This is a genomic window from Paraburkholderia lebeckiae (assembly GCF_014201005.1).
GTDB classification, from domain to species: Bacteria; Pseudomonadota; Gammaproteobacteria; order Burkholderiales; family Burkholderiaceae; genus Paraburkholderia; species Paraburkholderia tuberum.
Map to the genome: position 1 here is coordinate 176,988 of NZ_JACHDK010000005.1, position 18,395 is coordinate 195,382.

General features: G+C 63.0%; 17 protein-coding genes and 1 tRNA gene. 2 read left to right on the plus strand and 16 right to left on the minus strand.

What is annotated here, in order from left to right:
- Nucleotides 1-61: 61 nt before the first annotated feature.
- The 11 genes from pheS to HDG39_RS12075 form a co-directional block, all read right to left on the minus strand.
- Nucleotides 62-1,075, minus strand: a complete 1,014-nt coding sequence (gene pheS, locus HDG39_RS12025) for a phenylalanine--tRNA ligase subunit alpha (protein WP_184006171.1) — start codon at nucleotides 1,073-1,075, stop codon at nucleotides 62-64.
- A gap of 158 nt (nucleotides 1,076-1,233) precedes the next feature.
- Nucleotides 1,234-1,593 (minus strand): 50S ribosomal protein L20, encoded by a 360-nt coding sequence (gene rplT, locus HDG39_RS12030; RefSeq protein WP_006052502.1) that lies wholly within the window; start codon nucleotides 1,591-1,593, stop codon nucleotides 1,234-1,236.
- A 29-nt stretch (nucleotides 1,594-1,622) separates the two neighbouring features.
- Nucleotides 1,623-1,820 (minus strand): 50S ribosomal protein L35, encoded by a 198-nt coding sequence (gene rpmI / locus HDG39_RS12035; protein ID WP_006052501.1) that lies wholly within the window; start codon nucleotides 1,818-1,820, stop codon nucleotides 1,623-1,625.
- Between the two features lie 258 nt (nucleotides 1,821-2,078).
- The gene (infC, locus tag HDG39_RS12040; RefSeq protein ID WP_075643713.1) at nucleotides 2,079-2,603 is read right to left on the minus strand and encodes a translation initiation factor IF-3; all 525 of its coding nucleotides are present in this window, start codon (nucleotides 2,601-2,603) and stop codon (nucleotides 2,079-2,081) included.
- A 49-nt stretch (nucleotides 2,604-2,652) separates the two neighbouring features.
- Nucleotides 2,653-4,560, minus strand: coding sequence for a threonine--tRNA ligase (thrS, locus tag HDG39_RS12045; RefSeq protein WP_184006172.1), 1,908 nt, complete (start codon nucleotides 4,558-4,560; stop codon nucleotides 2,653-2,655).
- Nucleotides 4,561-4,814: 254 nt separating this feature from the next.
- Nucleotides 4,815-4,891, minus strand: a tRNA-Val gene (locus HDG39_RS12050).
- A gap of 105 nt (nucleotides 4,892-4,996) precedes the next feature.
- Entirely contained in the window at nucleotides 4,997-7,240 is a 2,244-nt protein-coding gene (locus HDG39_RS12055; RefSeq protein WP_184006173.1) for a RelA/SpoT family protein, read from the minus strand.
- A 69-nt stretch (nucleotides 7,241-7,309) separates the two neighbouring features.
- Nucleotides 7,310-7,663 carry a RidA family protein gene (locus tag HDG39_RS12060; protein WP_184006174.1) on the minus strand — a complete coding sequence of 118 codons (354 nt, stop codon included), beginning with the start codon at nucleotides 7,661-7,663 and terminating at the stop codon, nucleotides 7,310-7,312.
- Nucleotides 7,664-7,742: 79 nt separating this feature from the next.
- On the minus strand, nucleotides 7,743-8,657 hold the full coding sequence (locus tag HDG39_RS12065) for an alpha/beta fold hydrolase (protein ID WP_184006175.1): 915 nt from the start codon (nucleotides 8,655-8,657) through the stop codon (nucleotides 7,743-7,745).
- 227 nt (nucleotides 8,658-8,884) lie between these two features.
- A complete protein-coding gene (locus tag HDG39_RS12070) occupies nucleotides 8,885-9,526 on the minus strand; it encodes a CoA transferase subunit B (RefSeq protein WP_026225934.1) in 642 nt (213 codons plus the stop codon).
- Between the two features lie 2 nt (nucleotides 9,527-9,528).
- On the minus strand, nucleotides 9,529-10,233 hold the full coding sequence (locus HDG39_RS12075) for a CoA transferase subunit A (RefSeq protein ID WP_018421156.1): 705 nt from the start codon (nucleotides 10,231-10,233) through the stop codon (nucleotides 9,529-9,531).
- 220 nt (nucleotides 10,234-10,453) lie between these two features.
- Here HDG39_RS12075 and HDG39_RS12080 point away from each other — a divergent pair, with 220 nt between their 5' ends.
- Entirely contained in the window at nucleotides 10,454-10,999 is a 546-nt protein-coding gene (locus tag HDG39_RS12080) for a LuxR C-terminal-related transcriptional regulator (protein WP_184006176.1), read from the plus strand.
- Between the two features lie 44 nt (nucleotides 11,000-11,043).
- Here HDG39_RS12080 and HDG39_RS12085 read toward each other — a convergent pair whose 3' ends face one another.
- Together HDG39_RS12085 and HDG39_RS12090 are read right to left on the minus strand one after the other, a co-directional pair.
- The gene (locus HDG39_RS12085) at nucleotides 11,044-11,475 is read right to left on the minus strand and encodes an acyl-CoA thioesterase (RefSeq protein WP_184006177.1); all 432 of its coding nucleotides are present in this window, start codon (nucleotides 11,473-11,475) and stop codon (nucleotides 11,044-11,046) included.
- 56 nt (nucleotides 11,476-11,531) lie between these two features.
- Nucleotides 11,532-12,308, minus strand: a complete 777-nt coding sequence (locus tag HDG39_RS12090; protein WP_018421159.1) for an SDR family oxidoreductase — start codon at nucleotides 12,306-12,308, stop codon at nucleotides 11,532-11,534.
- Between the two features lie 187 nt (nucleotides 12,309-12,495).
- Between HDG39_RS12090 and HDG39_RS12095 the strand changes: the two genes are divergently transcribed.
- On the plus strand, nucleotides 12,496-14,169 hold the full coding sequence (locus HDG39_RS12095; RefSeq protein ID WP_184006178.1) for an electron transfer flavoprotein-ubiquinone oxidoreductase: 1,674 nt from the start codon (nucleotides 12,496-12,498) through the stop codon (nucleotides 14,167-14,169).
- A 175-nt stretch (nucleotides 14,170-14,344) separates the two neighbouring features.
- Here the strand turns inward: HDG39_RS12095 and aroC are convergent, their stop codons facing one another.
- From aroC to HDG39_RS12110, 3 genes are all read right to left on the minus strand, one after another.
- On the minus strand, nucleotides 14,345-15,445 hold the full coding sequence (gene aroC / locus HDG39_RS12100; protein ID WP_184006179.1) for a chorismate synthase: 1,101 nt from the start codon (nucleotides 15,443-15,445) through the stop codon (nucleotides 14,345-14,347).
- 163 nt (nucleotides 15,446-15,608) lie between these two features.
- Nucleotides 15,609-17,546 carry an MFS transporter gene (locus HDG39_RS12105; protein ID WP_184006180.1) on the minus strand — a complete coding sequence of 646 codons (1,938 nt, stop codon included), beginning with the start codon at nucleotides 17,544-17,546 and terminating at the stop codon, nucleotides 15,609-15,611.
- Between the two features lie 202 nt (nucleotides 17,547-17,748).
- The gene (locus HDG39_RS12110; protein WP_018421164.1) at nucleotides 17,749-18,216 is read right to left on the minus strand and encodes a CBS domain-containing protein; all 468 of its coding nucleotides are present in this window, start codon (nucleotides 18,214-18,216) and stop codon (nucleotides 17,749-17,751) included.
- Between the last annotated feature and the right edge of the window lie 179 nt (nucleotides 18,217-18,395).

The window sequence follows — 18,395 nt, forward strand, 5'->3', positions numbered from 1 at the left end:
TCGCGGCGCGCACCAGATGCGCTGCCGCGATTTATGCTTCGTCGCGCTCGCGCGCGCCGGGTCACGCGAATTGACGCAGGAAACGCAGGTCGTTTTCGAAGAACAGGCGCAGGTCCTGCACGCCGTAACGCAGCATCGTGAGACGCTCGAGGCCGCTGCCGAAAGCGAAGCCGATGTAGCGCTCCGGGTCGAGACCCATGTTGCGGATCACGGTCGGATGCACCTGGCCGGAGCCCGAAATTTCGAGCCACTTGCCCGCGTTCTTGCCCGTTTCGAACTGCATGTCGATCTCGGCCGACGGTTCGGTGAACGGGAAATACGACGGACGGAAGCGCACGAGAATATCGTCGCGCTCGAAGAACTTCTTCAGAAAGTCTGTATAGACACCCTTCAGGTCCGCAAAGCTGATGTTCTCGTCAATCCACAGGCCTTCGACCTGGTTGAACATCGGCGAATGCGTCGCGTCGCTATCCACGCGATACGTGCGGCCCGGCACGATCACCTTGATCGGCGGCGTGTTGGTGCGCGCGTAGCGCACCTGCATCGGGCTCGTATGCGTGCGCAGCAGCAGCGGGCGGCCGTCGGCATCCTTGCCGTCGACGTAGAAGGTGTCCTGCATCGAACGCGCCGGATGGTTTTCCGGGCTGTTCAGCGAGGTGAAGTTGTACCAGTCGGTTTCGATCTCGGGGCCGTCGGCCACGTCGAATCCGATCGTACGAAAAATCTGTTCGACGCGCTCCCAGGTGCGCATCACCGGGTGCAGGCTACCTGCATTGGCGCCGCGGCCCGGCAGCGTGACGTCAATCGCTTCAGCAGCGAGACGCTGGTTCAGAAGTGCGTCGGCGAGCGCCTGACGACGTGCCGTCAGCGCGGCTTCAACCTGTTGCTTGACGAGGTTGATCCGTGCGCCTTCGGTCTTGCGCGCTTCGGGATCGAGTTTGCCAAGGCCCTTCAACAGTTCGGTCAGCGCACCCGCCTTACCGAGAAAGCGCGCTTTCTCGTTCTCGAGGGTGGTGACGTCGGGGGCTTCTGCGAAGGCTTTTTGCGCGTCGGCGACAATCTGGTCCAGATCCATTGATCCCATCATTTCAACGTCAGTGTTCTATCGAAACAAAACTGGTTCTACCAACAAAAACGGGGCTCGGTGAGGAGCCCCGTTTTTGTTGCAGCGTCACCGAGACTACCGGATGTTCGCTGCAACGAACCACGCAGTTTTAATTGCCAGAAGCGCAATCAGGCTGCAACGGCGGCTTTCACCTGCTGAACGATCGCAGCAAAAGCAGCCTTGTCGAACACAGCCATGTCGGCCAGCACCTTGCGGTCCAGTTCGATCGACGCCTTCTTCAGGCCGTTGATGAACACGCTGTACGTCATGTCGTGCTGACGCACCGCCGCGTTGATACGCGTGATCCACAATGCGCGGAACACACGCTTCTTATTGCGGCGATCGCGGTAGGCATACTGGCCTGCGCGCATGACCGCCTGCTTGGCGATGCGATAGACGTTATTGCGACGGCCGCGGTAACCCTTGGCTAGCTTGATGATCTTCTTGTGACGGGCCCGTGCGGTAACCCCACGTTTTACTCGAGGCATGTTTCGCTCCTATGAGTGTCGGTTAAGGGTTAAGCGAACGGCAGCATTGCGCGAACGGAGTTCAGATCGGAATCATGAACTGCCGTGGAGCCGCGCAGATGGCGTTTGTTCTTGGTGGTCTTCTTGGTAAGAATGTGACGCTTGAAGGCCTGACCGCGCTTGACGGTCCCGCCCGGACGCACCACGAAGCGCTTTGCAGCGCTCTTCTTGGTCTTCATCTTCGGCATGACAACTCCATTATTAGATGGACATGGGTGTGCGATCGGCCAGATGGCCATTTCCCGCCCTTCGAAACCCATTCCACTTGGTATGCAGACCGCCGAAACCGCCAGCGGCCGCTTTTCGGGAACCACTGCGCACTTGCATGCGCGACGTTCCGAAACCTTCCGACACCAGGCCGGACACCCAGCACAGCATCAAACAACCTTGCGCCACCAGAGCGCGCGCCACATGGCACGCTGCCGCTCCGGCCAACTGCTTCGCGCTTATTTCTTTTTCTTCGGAGCGAGCACCATGATCATCTGGCGCCCTTCCATTTTCGGCATCTGCTCGACCTGACCCACTTCGTCGAGGTCGGTGCGCAGGCGTTCGAGCATGCGCATGCCGATTTCCTGGTGAGCCATTTCGCGGCCACGGAAACGCAGCGTGATTTTCGTCTTGTCGCCGTCTTCGAGGAAGCGGACGAGGTTGCGCAGCTTGACGTTGTAATCACCGTCGTCGGTACCCGGGCGGAATTTGACTTCCTTGACCTGGATGACCTTCTGCTTGAGCTTAGCCTCGTGTTGCTTCTTCGCTTCCTGGTACTTGAACTTGCCGTAGTCCATCAAGCGGCAAACTGGCGGAACCGCTTGCGGAGCGATTTCGACCAGATCTACGTCCTGCTGTTCCGACATGCGGAACGCATCAGCAAGTTTCACGATGCCGAGCGGTTCGTTCTCGACGCCGACCAGTCGCACCTCGGGTGCTGTAATTTCACCGTTGATGCGGTGCGCAGACTTATCAGTAGCGATGTTACGTTTCCTCTAAAAATTAAAAAAAACGAGCCGGGTACCAAGTGGCTCAGTTGAACGACTGCACGTCCTGGCGCAGACGCTCAATGAAGGCGTCAACAGGCATTACACCCATATCGACACCACCACGGGCACGCACGGCTACCGTTTGCGCTTCACGCTCCTTGTCGCCGACCACCAACAGGTACGGGACCTTTTCCAGCGTGTGCTCGCGTATTTTATAGCTAATCTTCTCGTTGCGCAAATCGGCCTCGACTCTAACCCCTTGTTTTTGCAACGATTGGGCTAGCGCGTGTACGTATTCGGCCTGACTTTCCGCAATATTCATCACAACGACCTGCATCGGCGCGAGCCAAGCGGGCATTGCACCAGCATGGTGCTCGATCAGAATCCCGAGGAAACGCTCCATCGATCCGACGATCGCCCGGTGCAGCATGATCGGGCGACGGCGACTGTTGTCTTCGGCGACGTATTCGGCACCCAGCCGTTCCGGCAACACCATGTCGAGCTGCAGCGTACCGCACTGCCACGAGCGGCCGAGCGCGTCCTTGATGTGATACTCGACCTTCGGGCCGTAGAATGCACCCTCGCCGGGCAACTCTTCCCACGTGACGCCGCAGGCCGTCAGCGCCTCGCGCAGTCCCTGCTCCGCGCGTTCCCAAGTTTCGTCGGTGCCAGCGCGCGCATCCGGGCGCAGCGACAGCTTGATCTCGACGTTATCGAAGCCGAAGTCGCGGTAGACGCTCATGGCCAGCGTGTTGAACGCGATCGATTCACTGATGAACTGATCTTCTGTACAGAAAATATGCGCGTCGTCCTGCACGAAGCCGCGCACGCGCATCAGTCCATGCAGCGCGCCCGACGATTCGTTGCGATGGCACGAACCGAACTCCGCGTAACGCAGCGGCAGATCGCGATACGAGCGCAGACCGTGATTGAACACCTGCACGTGACCGGGGCAGTTCATCGGCTTGATCGCGTAGTCGCGCTTTTCCGATTCCGTCGTGAACATGTTTTCACGATAGTTCTGCCAGTGGCCCGACGCTTCCCACAGCGAGCGGTCCATGATCAACGGCGTCTTGATTTCCAGGTAGCCGGCGTCGTTCACGCGACGGCGCATGTACTGCTCGACTTGCTGCCACAGCGTCCAGCCGCGCGGATGCCAGAACACCATGCCCGGCGACTCGTCCTGCATGTGGAACAGGTCGAGCTGCTTACCAAGCTTGCGATGGTCGCGCTTCTCGGCTTCTTCGAGCATGTGGAGATACGCTTCCTGGTCTTCCTTCTTCGTCCAGGCCGTGCCGTAAATGCGCTGCAGTTGCTCGTTCTTCGAGTCGCCACGCCAGTACGCGCCCGCGACTTTCATCAGCTTGAAGACCTTCAGCTTGCCGGTGGACGGCACGTGCGGGCCGCGGCACAGGTCCGTGAAGCCGCCATGCGAGTACAGTTTGATTTCGTCGCTAGCGGGGATCGATTCGATGATCTCGGCCTTGTACTTTTCACCGATGCTCTTGAAGTACTCGACCGCTTCGTCGCGGGACACCACGCGACGCGACACCGGCTCGTCCCTCTTCGAGAGTTCTTGCATGCGCTTTTCGATCTTTTCGAGATCTTCCGGCGTGAAAGGACGGTTGTAGGAGAAGTCGTAATAGAAGCCGTTGTCGATGACTGGGCCGATCGTGACCTGCGCTTCCGGGTACAGATCCTTCACCGCGTACGCGAGCAGGTGCGCCGTCGAGTGGCGGATGATATCGAGACCGTCTGCGTCCTTTTCCGTGACGATGGCGAGCGCCACGTCGTGATCGATCAGCGCGGACGTATCGACCAACTCCCCGTCGATCTTGCCGCCGAGCGCGGCTTTCGAGAGACCCGGCCCGATCGAGGCGGCCACTTCGGCGACGGTCACCGGATGCTCGTACTGTCGAACAGAACCGTCAGGCAAACGTATCGAAACCATTGCGTTCTCCGTGGTGCCGACCGGCGGCGGCACATACAACCAGGGTCAAAAAGATAAAAAAAATGCGGCCCCGCTTTCGAGGGGCCGCATTCACATTTTATGCAAATTTCACTGGCGAAAGTGGTCCTCGACTAGCGTCGCTCCGAAGTGGTTTCGGTCAACGTTCGCGGTGTCATAACCGTATTCGCCTTTTTGCGCTCAAAGCGCTTACTGCAGCTTGCGAAACCCCGGCGAGGCCGGAATTTCATTTTCGTTGGTAGGCTCGATTGGACTCGAACCAACGACCCCCACCATGTCAAGGTGGTGCTCTAACCAGCTGAGCTACGAGCCTGAAGAAACGAGAGTATATGGAGTATAGCGCAGCTTGGCAAGTGCTTTTATGCAGCGACTTTAATTCGTCGCGCCACTAGCGAGTCTTTTTCCAACTGCCCGCGCCTCAGTTCTTGCGCGTCGCCCGCACCACACCCGTGATCTCGCCCAGCAGCGTGCACGCGCGCTGAATCTGCGCGGAGCTCGACACCTCGACGGTAAATTGCATGAACGCGGCATTGCCGCGCGATTGCGTCTTTACGCCGATCACGTTCATCTTTTCCCGCGCGAATACTTCGGAGATATCGCGCAGCAGACCTTGCCGGTCCGTCGCCTCGATGCTGAGGTCAACCGGGTAGACGGACTGGCCGCGGCCGCTCATCACGTCCGCCGACCATGCGGTCTGCAACACGCGCTCCGGCGTGCGCTCTGCCATGCGGCGGAACGTCGCGCAGTCGCTGCGGTGAACCGACATCCCCTTGCCGCGCGTGACAAAGCCGCAAATGTCGTCGGGCGGCGCGGGCCGGCAGCAGCGCGCGAGCTGGGTGAGCAATGCATCGACGCCGACCACCAGCACGCCCGTGGACGCGCCGCGCGCGACACTCGCGCCGCTGCTGCGTTTCTCGAATTTCTCCGGTGCATCGACTTCGGGCTCGGGCGGCGGCGCATCCTGCAGCGCCTGCTCGACGAGCCGCAGGCTGAACTCCTCCTTACCGACTACGGAAAACAGGTCGTCGGTGGTCTTGAAACCGAGCCGTGCGGCCAGCTGATCGAGATTGACCGAGGTCTTGCCTTCGCGCTGCAGGGTTTTTTCAACCATCGCGCGACCGTTCGCGATGTGCTCCTGTAACTCCACTGCGTTGAACCACGCGCGCACCTTCTGCCGCGCGCGCGGGCTTTGCAGATAGCCAAGCTGCGAATTAAGCCAGTCGCGCGACGGACCGCCCTCCTTTACCGCCACGATCTCGACCGTCTGGCCGTTCTGCAGCGGCGTGTTGAGCGGCACCATCGCGCCGTCGACGCGCGCGCCGCGGCAACGATGCCCCAGCTCGCTGTGCAGGTGATACGCGAAGTCGATCGGCGTCGCGCCGTGCGGCAACGGAATCACGCGCGCCTGCGGCGTCAGCACGTAGATGTGATCGTCGTCGAGCGTGGCCCGGCGCAACTGCTCCCACGGCTGCGCCGAGCCCGCTTCGCCATGCTCGCCCTCGGAGACCTCGTCCTTCCACGCGAGCAATTGCCGCAGCCAGGCGATCTTCTCGTCGTATTTCTCGCTCGCGGTGAACGTGCCGCCATAGCCGCGCGCGCCCGCTTCCTTGTAGCGCCAGTGCGCGGCCACCCCGTATTCGGCGAAGCGATGCATTTCCCGCGTCCGGATCTGCACTTCGAACGCGCGGCCGTCGTCACCGATCACGACCGTGTGCAGCGACTTGTAGCCGTTCGGCTTCGGCCGGGAGATGTAATCGTCGAACTCCTTCGGCACCGGCTGCCACAGGTTGTGCACGATGCCGAGCACGGTGTAGCAGTCCTTGATGTCCGGCACGATCACGCGAAACGCGCGCACGTCGTACAGCTCGGCGAAGTCCAGTTCCTTGCCGCGCATCTTGCGCCAGATGCTGTAGATATGCTTCGGCCGACCGCTCACTTCCGCGCGGATATGCGCGGCGGCCAGCTCCTGCTGCAGGCGTTCGATCGCCTGCGCGACATAGCTCTCGCGCTCGACGCGCTTCTCGTCGAGCAGTTTCGCGATGCGCTTGTAGGTGTCCGGCTCCTCGAAACGGAATGCGAGGTCCTCGAGCTCCCACTTCAATTGCCAGATACCGAGGCGGTTCGCGAGCGGCGCGTAGATATCGAGCGTTTCGCGTGCGACGTCGGGCGACGGCGTGAGCTTCGCGGCCGCGTAATAACGCAGCGTTTGCAGCCGCGACGCGAGGCGGATCAGCACGACGCGAATGTCCTGGGCGAACGCGAGCAGCATTTTGCGCAGCGCCTCGACCTGCACGCGGCGCGCAGCCTGCGCGTCACGCCCGGCCTCGGGCATCGCGTTTTGCGCCGCGCGCAAACTGACCGTGCCGAGCCGCAGCAGCTTGCGTACGTCGCCGACCAGTTGGGCGACTTCTTCGCCGAAGTTGTCGGCGATCACGCGCTCCGGATCGCGCAGATGCGGTGTCAGCGCAAACAGCGCAGCGGCCAGCACCGCCGGCGGATCGACGTTGAGCTTGCGCATGATCGACGCGGTGCCCGCCGCGTGATCCGCGAGCGATTCGCCCGACGACAGCCGCACCTCGCCCGCATGTTCGCGCACGAACGCCATCGCTTCGTCGAAGGAACGATGGGGATGAGGCGCGCTCGGAACGGTATCGGTGTTCATGGTGCGACGGCCCGCCGGGCCAGACGATTCAACGGAAAATCAACCACGGTGCTGCCGGACGGCCGCGACTCAGTTGCGCTGCGCCGCGATCACGACGATTTCGACGAGGCACTTCGGATTCGCAAGCTTTGCCTCGACGGTCGCGCGCGGCGGCGTGTCGCCCTGCGCGACCCACTCGTCCCACACGGCGTTCATGCCGGCGAAATGCGCCATGTCCGAGATATAGATCTGCACCGACAGCAATAGCGACTTGTCGCTGTTCGCTTCGGCGAGCAGACGGTCGATGTGGCCGAGCACTTCGCGCGTCTGGCCGGTGATGTCCTGACCGTCGTCTTCGGCGATCTGACCCGCGAGGTACACGGTGCCGTTGTGCACGGCCATTTCCGAGAGACGCTTGCCGACGTGATAACGAATGACTGCCATGAAAAGTCCTGGGCTGAGGGGTTAATCGAACTACGTCCCGCACGACACTGCCGATGAAGACGTCATGCGGAACTCAATATTATGACGCGTTCGCGGCCTGACCGATGAAGAACTCCCTCGCAAGCGCGATCTGGTCCGCCGCCAGGAACGCCGGCGCATGCCCGACGCCGGCGATCTCCACGCTCGATGCGGCACGCCCGGTCGACACCATCTTCGCGACCGTTTCACGCGACAGCAAATCCGACTGCTCGCCGCGCACCACCAGCACCGGCCCCTGGAACGACGCGAGCGAATGCCACAGCGCCGCCGCGCCGAGCTTCGCCGCTTCCTCGGTGACCGCAGCGAACGGCTGGGCGATGCGCGGGTCATAGCGCAGCACCCATGCGCCGTCCTCTTCGCGCAGCAACGGCGTATTGATTTCGCGCCATTCGTCCGGAGTCAGCGGTCCGAAGCTCTGCGCGAGCTGCGCGGCATAATCAACGCCCTGCTGCAGCGTTTCGAAGCGCGCGGGCTTGCCAAGGTAATCGCCGATGCGCTTGACCGCGACCGGCTCCAGATGCGGCCCGACGTCGTTCAGCAGCAGCTTGCGGATCGGCGTGTCCGGCAGGCCGGCGAGCCCCATGCCGATCAGGCCGCCCATCGAGGTGCCGAACCAGTCGACGGTGTCGACGTCGAGCCGCGCGATCAGTGTGACCATGTCGGCGACGTACTGCGGCACCGCGTATAAGTTGGGGTTCGCGAGCCACGACGACAAGCCCCGGCCAACCACGTCCGGGCACACCACGCGATAGGTGTCCGCGAAGTTGGCGGCGAGGCGGTCGAAATCGCGCCCCGATCGCGTGAGTCCGTGCACGCACAGCAACACGCGCGGATTGTCCGGGTCGCCCCACTCGGTATAGGCGACGCGATGCAGGCCGGCAGCGCTCGCGCACCGCACGTAACGTTGACGCGGCGCGGGCCGCCCGGTGGTGGAAGCGGAAGTCGTTGCGGTCATCTGGTGTCCTTGCAAAGACGCTGCGGATTGGGCTGCGAACGATTGTAAACCGCTTCGTCGCGCGGCAAGCATCGGCCAGAAGGCTTAGGGTGGTCGATCCAACCGTCCGGCGCATCAGCCGCCGTGCGCCAAAAACACAACGGGCAAGACTCACGTCTCGCCCGTCCGGAACACACCCTTGCCGCCGCGCGGTCGCGTCGACGCGCGCAGCGGCGCTTCAACCAGCGTCAGCTCACCGCGCTCACATCGAGCGGCGCGCCGGTTTTCGCCTTGATTTCGTCGACGCTCACACCCGGCGCGAGTTCGGTCACTTTCAAGCCGTTTTCGGTCACTTCGATCACGCCGAGATCGGTGATGATCTCGTCGACCACACCCACGCCGGTCAGCGGCAGCGTGCATTCTTCGAGGATCTTGTGCTGGTCGCCCTTCGCGACATGCTCCATCAGCACGACCACTCGCTTGACGCCTGCGACCAGGTCCATCGCGCCGCCCATGCCCTTGATCATCTTGCCCGGGATCATCCAGTTCGCGAGATCGCCCTTCCTGCTGATCTGCATCGCACCGAGAATCGCGAGATTGATGTGGCCGCCGCGAATCATCGCGAACGAATCCGCCGAAGAGAAAATCGACGAACCGGGCAGCGTCGTCACCGTTTGCTTGCCGGCGTTGATCAGGTCGGCGTCGACTTCGTCTTCGGTCGGCGACGGGCCGATACCGAGCAGACCGTTCTCCGACTGCAGCCACACTTCGGCGCCCGCCGGCACGTGGTTCGCGACCAGCGTCGGCAAGCCGATGCCGAGGTTCACGTAAAAGCCGTCCTGCAGTTCCTTCGCCGCGCGCGCGGCCATTTCGTCACGAGTCCATGCCATGATCAGTCTCCTTTCGCGCGGACGACGCGTTGTTCGATGCGTTTTTCCGGATGCGCATTCAGCACGATGCGCTGCACGAAGATGCCAGGCGTATGGATCGCGTCCGGATCGAGCTCGCCCACTTCGACGATCTCTTCGACTTCCGCGACGGTGATGCGGCCCGCCATCGCGCACATCGGATTGAAGTTGCGCGCGGTGCGGCGATAGATCAGGTTGCCGGCCTTGTCGGCCTTCCATGCCTTGACGAGCGCGACATCGGCGGTCAGCGAATGTTCGAGCACGTAGTGGTTCTCGCCGAACTGGCGGGTTTCCTTGCCCTCGGCGATCTGCGTGCCGAAGCCGGTGTTCGTGAAAAACGCCGGGATGCCCGAGCCGCCCGCACGCAGCTTCTCGGCGAGCGTGCCTTGCGGCGTGAATTCGAGCTCGAGTTCGCCGGCCAGGTACTGGCGCTCGAACTCCTTGTTTTCGCCGACGTACGACGAGATCATCTTTTTGATCTGACGCGTCTCGAGCAGCAGGCCGAGGCCGAAACCGTCGACGCCCGCGTTGTTGCTGATGCAGGTGATGCCCTGCACCTTCGAATCGCGCAGCGCAGCGATCAGCGCCTCAGGAATGCCGCACAGCCCGAAGCCGCCGACGGCGAACGTCTGCCCGTTCTTGACGATGTCCTTCAGCGCCTCGGCGGCGCCTGGATAGACCTTGTTCATCTGTATGTCCCTTCCTCTATGGAAACCCGAAACCTGTACGTAGTCCGCCGGATCATTGCGGCTGATATCGCAACGGGCGAACTTCACGTCGCCTCACGATACCGCTACGTCATTCTAGTCATCCGCGGCTTGAGCCGCGTTGTCAATCTGCCCGAAAGAGTACGCTGGGCCCGCCATGCGGCACAATACGCAAAAATACATAAGTACTTGCCTCCCGCCCATGCCCGCCCTGGATTACCGCACTGCGTTTCACCTCGCGCCGATCGGACTCGTGCTGTCCCGCGAGCGGACCATCGAAGACTGCAACGACGAGCTAGCGTCGATATTCGGCTACGCGCGCGACGCGCTGATCGGTCAGTCGTTCCAGGTGTTGTATCCATCGGCGGATGAGTTCGAGCGGATCGGCGCGCGCATTCCGCCGATCATGACCGCGCAAGGCAGCTACGCGGACGACCGGATCATGAAGCGCGCGGACGGCGAGCTGTTCTGGTGTCACGTGACGGGCCGCGCGCAGCAGCGCACCGACCCGCACGCGGCGGGTGTCTGGACCTTCGAGGATTTGAGCGCAACCCGGCGGGTCGCGGTGGAACTGACGCCACGCGAGCGCGAAATCGCCGCGCAACTGGTGACGGGCAAGACCAGCAAGCAGATCGGCCGCGTGCTCGACATCAGCCCGCGCACGGTCGACGTCTACCGCGCGCGGCTCATGCGCAAATACGATACGGGCAATGCGACCGAGCTGTTGCAGCGGCTGCTCGGGGATTGAGAGAGGGCGTTTGAAGCGCGCGACAGCGCTGTCAAGCCGCGCGCTCAGGCCGCCTTGACGAGCGCCGCGCTCTCGATGGCCGCGCGCAGTACGTCAGGCACCGGCACCGACTTGCCCGCCGCGTAGTCGATCCACACGCATCGCGCGGCGCCTCGCGCATAGAACGTATCCGGCTCATCGGCGCGCAGGAGCTCGAAAGCCGTATCGAAGCTGCTGCGCCCCGGTGTCGCCACCGACATCCGGCCGATCACGTCGCCCGGATAGTGCAGCTGCTTCAGAAACTCCATCGACGCATTGACGATCACCGGCCCCTGCCCGTCCGCGCGCTGGCCGACAAAGTCCATGTGCTCGAACCAGGAAATCCGCACCTGCTCCATGTAGCGGAAGTAAACCGTGTTGTTGACGTGACCGAAGGCGTCCATGTCGCCCCAGCGGATCGGCATCGTCATTTCGAAAACTGCGTGAAAATCGCTCATTCTGTACTTCCGTTCTTCCTTTTTCTGCCTGGCTTTTGAAACTTTGGACGACCCGCTCACGCGAGTCCGAAGCCGTCGTCGGCGACGATCACCGAGCCGTTGATGAACTGCGATTCATCCGCCGCGAGCAGCAGGAGCAGCCCGTCGAGATCCTCCGGCTTGCCGACCCGATGACGCGGCAGCATCGCCACGAGTTTCTGCCCCTGATCGGTCGACCAGTGGTGATGGTTGATCTCGGTGTCGATATACCCGGGGCAGATCGCGTTCACATTGATGCCGTGTTTGCCCCACTCGAGCGCCATCGCCTTCGTCATGTGGACCACCGCGGCCTTGCTCATCGAATACAGGCCGATTTGCGGCAGCACGCGCAGGCCCGCCATCGACGCGATGTTGATGATCCGGTACGACGGCTTCTGCGCGTTGTTGCCGCGCATGATCATGCGCTTGGCGACTTCCTGCGCCACGAAAAACGCGCCGCGCGTATTCGTGTCGAACACGTATTCGAAGTCCGCCGGCGTGACTTCGGACAGCTTCTGCGTGGTCGACACGCCCGAGTTGTTGACGAGGATATCGATGGTGCCGGCCTCGGTCTCCGCGTGCGCGACCGCCGACTTGATGCTCTGATAGTCGGTCACGTCGAGCGACACGACGTGCGCGGCGCCGCCGGACGCCTCGATTTCCGCGCGCAGCTCCTTGAGCCGCTCGGTACGTCGGCTCGCCAGCACGACCTTCGCGCCCGCCTGCGACAGCACCTGCGCGAAGCGCTTGCCCAGCCCGCTCGAGGCGCCCGTAATCAGCGCGACCTTGCCTTCCAGATTGATCGAACGGCCCATTGTCTTTCCTTGTTCGGTTGTGGTGACAACTGCGGTTGACGGGTTCGGTAGGATCCGACTAAGGGTCTTTACCGTATCATGAAATAGTACGCTCGTGCTAATCTGTGGCTTTTCAGGTTGCGGCGCGGGGATCGATCGCCCACAATACGAACCCGAAAAAAGCATTCTAACGGTAAGAGGAGCATCAATGACCCCCGCAAGTCTCATTGAGCAGTACGGCCCGCGCGAGTCGATGGAGTATGACGTCGTCATCGTCGGCGGCGGCCCTGCGGGCCTGTCGGCGGCCATTCGCCTGAAGCAGCGCGCCGCCGAACAAGGCGCTGACATTGGCGTATGCGTACTCGAAAAAGGCTCTGAGATCGGGGCGCATATTCTGTCGGGCGCGGTGATGGATCCGCGCGCGCTGACCGAATTGATCCCGGACTGGAAGGAGAAAGGCGCGCCGCTGACGGTCGACGTGACCGAAGACCGCTTCCTGTTCCTGTCGGAGACGGGCGCGAAGAGCGTGCCGAACTGGGCGTTACCGGACAATTTCAAGAATCACGGCAACTACGTGATCAGCCTCGCGAACGTGACGCGCTGGCTGGGTCAGCAGGCCGAGGCGCTCGGCGTCGAGATTTTCCCGGGCTTTCCGGCGGCTGAAGTGCTGTACAACGACGACGGCTCGGTCAAGGGCGTCGCGACGGGCAACCTCGGCATCGGCAAGGACGGCCAGCCGACCGAGAACTTCCAGCTCGGCATGGAACTGCACGCGAAGTACACGCTGTTCTGCGAAGGCGCGCGCGGCCACCTCGGCCGCCAGCTGAACGAGAAGTTCAAGCTGCGCGACGGCGTCGATCCACAGGTGTACGGCATCGGTATCAAGGAACTGTGGGAGATCGAGCCCGCCAGACACAAGCCGGGTCTGGTGATGCACACGGCCGGCTGGCCGCTCGAAAACGACACGTACGGCGGCTCGTTCCTCTACCACATGGACAACAACCAGGTCGTGGTCGGCTTCGTGGTCGGCCTCGGCTATTCGAATCCGTATCTGTCGCCGTTCGAGGAATTCCAGCGCTACAAGACGCATCCGGCGATCCGCGCGATTCTCGAAGGCGGCAAGCGCGTGTCCTACGGCGCGCGCGCGATCACCGCGGGCGGCCTGATGTCGCTGCCGAAGCTGGTGTTCCCGGGCGGTGCGCTGGTCGGCGACGACGCGGGCTTCCTGAACGCGTCGCGCATCAAGGGTTCGCACGCTGCGATCAAGACCGGCATGCTCGCCGCCGATGCCGCGTTCGACGCCGTCCAGGCGGGCCGTCAATCAGATGAATTGAGCGCCTACCCGGAAGCGTTCAAGACGTCGTGGCTCCACACCGAGCTGTATCGCGCGCGTAACTTCAAGCAGTGGATGAGCAAGGGTCTCTACCTCGGCACGCTGATGGTCGGTCTCGAGCAGAAGCTGCTCGGCGGCAACGTGCCGTGGACGCTGCACCATCAGCATTCCGATCATGAAATGCTGAAGCCGGCTTCGCAGTGCAAGCCGATCACGTATCCGAAGCCGGACGGCAAGCTGACGTTCGATCGGCTGTCCTCGGTGTTCATCTCGAACACGAATCACGAGGAAAATCAGCCGGCGCACCTGACGCTGAAGGATCCGACCGTGCCGGTCAACGTGAACTGGCAGACCTACGCGGGACCGGAGGCGCGTTATTGCCCGGCCGCAGTGTACGAGTTCGTGAAGAACGACGATGGCAGCGAGCGACTCGTCATCAATGCGCAGAACTGCGTGCACTGCAAGACCTGCGATATCAAGGACCCGACGCAGAATATCGTGTGGGTCACGCCGGAAGGCGGTGGCGGTCCGAACTATCCGAATATGTGATTGATGTGCCGTCTGCCTGTGCGGCGCTGCGCGATAACCGGCAGCGTCGCGCAGGCAAATTCCGATAGCGCGCTCGCGCTTTCGTCTGCGCGCCTTCTTGCGCGTTTCGTTGGTCCCCTTCCCGATTCTTTTTTATGGCGGCTCGTTCGCCGCCAATCGCGAGACCGCGTCAGGGTTACGGCGCGCTGGCCGCGATCTTCGGCGTGCTCACGGCCACATCGCCGCATTGCGCGCGATGGCGCAACGCGTGATCGATCAGCACGAGCGCAAGCATCGACTCGGCAATCGGCGTCGCACGAATGCCGACGCAGGGGTCGTGCCGCCCGAAGGTCTCGACGATCGCGGGGTTCCCCGCCTTGTCGATCGAACGGCGCGGCGTGCGAATGCTCGACGTCGGCTTGATCGCGATCGACACCGTGATGTCCTGCCCCGTCGAAATACCGCCGAGCACGCCGCCCGCGTGATTGCCGACGAAACCTTCCGGCGTCAGCTCGTCGCCATGCACCGAGCCGCGTTGCGCGACGCTCGCGAAGCCCGCGCCGATCTCGACGCCCTTCACCGCGTTGATGCCCATCATCGCGTGCGCGATGTCGGCGTCGAGGCGGTCGAACAGCGGCTCGCCGAGGCCGACCGGCACACCGGAGGCAACCACGTTGATGCGCGCGCCGATCGAATCACCGTCCTTGCGCAGCGCGTCCATATACGCCTCGAGCTGCGGAACGATCTCCGCATTCGGCACGAAAAACGGGTTTTCGCGCACCTGCGCCCAATCGACGAACGGCACGTCAATCTCGCCGAGCGCGGCCATATAGCCGCGAATTTCGGTGCCGAACTTCTCGTGCAGCCACTTCTTCGCGACCGCGCCCGCCGCGACCGCCGGCGCCGTCAGCCGTGCCGACGAGCGGCCGCCACCGCGGTAATCGCGAATGCCGTACTTTTGCCAGTATGTGTAGTCGGCGTGGCCGGGGCGGAACGTTTCCGCGATGTTGCCGTAGTCCTTGCTGCGCTGGTCGGTATTGCGGATCAGCAGCGCAATTGGCGCGCCGGTGGTTTGACCTTCGAACACGCCCGAGAGGATCTCGACCTTGTCTTCTTCCTGGCGCTGCGTCACGTGGCGCGACGTGCCCGGCTTGCGGCGATCGAGTTCGAACTGGATATCGGCTTCGTTGAGCGCCATGCCCGGCGGGCAGCCGTCGATCACGCAGCCGATAGCGGGGCCGTGCGATTCGCCGAAGGTCGTGACAGTGAAAAGCGTACCGAGCGTGTTGCCGGACATGAGCGTCGTCCAAAGAAATACGGGGAGACCGCTATTATGCCAGCCCGCTCGCCTCGAAGCCGGGCCTGGCGACGGCGATGGCCGATCGGCCGGGGCGCACTCGGCCGAAAGCGGGTGATGGCGGGCGAGCTCGCCATCTCGGCGTCCGCGCATCGGCCCACGGCTATTTGCGGGCGCCGCGCAGCTCGGTCACGATCCGCTGCAGCGTCTCCGGCGTCGCGAGCGCCGGGTCGATCGGCTCGCCGACGGCGAGGCTCAGCCGGCTCATCACACCCTTGCTGATCGGCCGCGGCCAGGTTGCGTCCACCGCGCGCGAAAACACGCTGCCCCACAGCCCGCGCAACGCCATCGGAATGACGGGCGCCGGCGTCCGCCTGACGATCTCGGCGACGCCGTGGCGAAACGGATTCAGCTCGCCGGTACGCGTCAGCTTCCCTTCGGGAAAGATACAGACGAGCTCGCCGTCCGCGAGCGCCTGCGCGCACTGGTCGTACGCACGCGCGAGCAGCGCCGCGTCCTGATGCGCGGACGCGATCGGAATCGCCTTCGCGTGCCGGAACAGCCAGCCGACGAACGGCGAGCGGAAGATCCGGTGGTCCATCACGAAGCGGATCGGCCGCGGGCTTTCGGCCATGATGACGATCGCATCGACAAAACTGACGTGGTTGCACACGAGCACCGCCGCGCCCTGCTCCGGAATCCGCTCCGCGTGCACGAGCCGGATCCGGTAGAACGTATGCACGAGCAGCCACGCGATGAAGCGCAGCAGGAACTCGGGCACGAGCGAATAGATGTAGCCCGCGACGACCACATTCAGAAGCGCGGTGACGAGGAAGATCGCCGGAATACTGAAGCCCGCGGCGGTCAGGCCCACCGCCATCAACGCCGACACGATCATGAACAGCGAATTGAGGATGTTGTTCGCGGCGATGATGCGCGCGCGATGGCTCGGCTGACTACGACTCTGGATCAGCGCATACAGCGGCACGCTGTAAAAGCCGCCGAACATCGCGAGCAGGAACAGATCGGCGAGCACGCGCCAATGCGCTAGCCGCGCGAGAAATTCGCCAACGCTGAGCAGATGCCCCGCCGGCGACAGCGCGTGGCTCGCGAAAAAAAGATCGATCGCGAACACGCTCATGCCGATCGAGCCGAGCGGCACGAGGCCGACTTCGATTCGCCGCTTCGAGAGCCGTTCGCACAACAGCGAGCCGATGCCGATGCCGATCGAAAACGTGGCGAGCAGCACGGTCACGACGTCGGGATCGGCGGACAGCACGTCCTTCGCGAAGTTGAAGAACGACGCGAGGAACGTCGCGCCGACGAACCACAGCCACGAAATGCCGAGCAGACCAAGAAACACCGTGCGGTTTTCGTGCGCGAGCTTCAGATTGCGCCACGTTTCGCTCACCGGGTTCCAGTTGATGCGCAATCCGGGCTGCGGTGCGGGCGTAAGCGGCACGAAGCCCGACACGGCGCGCCCGATCAGCGCGATCGCGATACACGCGCAAGCGAGCACCACCGCGCCATGCTCGGCGAACCCCGCGCCCGCGCCGCCGACGATCGTGCCGATCAGGATCGCGACGAAGGTGCCCATCTCGACCATGCCATTGCCGCCGACCAGCTCCGCCTGCGACAGATGCTGCGGCAGATACGAGTACTTGACCGGCCCGAATACCGTCGAATGCACGCCCATCAGGAACGTGCACAGGTACAGCAACGGCGCGCTATGCAGCCAGAATCCCGCGCCGCCGACCAGCATCACCGCGATCTCGAAAGTCTTGACGAGGCGCGTGAGCAACGCCTTGTCGTACTTGTCCGCGATCTGGCCGGAAGTGGCCGAAAACAGCACGAATGGCAGAATGAAAATCGCGGAGATCAGGAACGCCGCGGTTTTCGGGTCGACGCCCGAAAACCGCGCCGCCTGATACGTGACGAGCGACGTGAAGCCGATCTTGAACACGTTGTCGTTCATCGCGCCGAGAAACTGTGTCCAGAAGAACGGCGCGAAGCGGCGCTGGCCGAGCAGGCGGAACTGGGATTCGTGCGCTTCGTGCGCGCGAGCGGCGCGGCGGGCGGCGGGCAACGGACGATCGTTCATGAAGTCAGGAGAACGGCGCGGAAAAATGGCGATGAAGCGGGCGGCACAGCCGGCAAGCGGATCGCCGCGACTCGCGCACGCGGCTCCCGCAATCCGCCCGCACCAGCTCCAGACACAAAAAAAGCGCCCGCTTGCGCGCGCGCCCTGTCGGCGGATTCGCGCTCGCGGCGACGGCCGGAGCGCAACCTTCGAGCCACGCGCATCAGCGCGCCGGCTGCTGGTCCTGTCCTTCCTGCTCTTCCGGCCAGTCGCGGATATAGGCCTTCAGCATGCGGTTCTCGAACCCCTGCTCCTCGACCACCGCCTTCGCGACGTCGTAAAACGAGATGACGCCCATCAGCGTGCGGCTTTCCATGACGGGCAGATAACGCACGTGATGCTCGAGCATCATGCGGCGCACTTCGTTGACGTCGGTTTCGGGCGTGCAGGTGAGCGGATGGTCGTCCATCACCTTGCGGATCGTCGAGGTGCCGACGCTGCCGCCGTTCTCGCTCAAGGTCAGAATGATTTCGCGAAACGTCAGCATGCCGACGAGGTCGCCGTACTCCATCACGACGAGCGAGCCGATGTCGTGCTCGGCCATGGTATTGACGGCGTCATGCAGCGTGGTATCCGGCGTGACCGTAAAAAGGGTATTGCCCTTGACTTTAAGAATGTCGCTGACTCGCATGATCTATCTCCTGATACCGCCAATCTTGCAGTGCATGAAATGTTTTTTCGATCCTATCGGAAAGGCCCATAAAAGGAAAGCGGCCCGCCAGCCAAGGCGCGGCGGGCTTGGGAGACTCGAATTCATCTGACTTCCAGATTGCGAGCATGCCGCGCTCCCGGCACGAGCCGCACGAACCC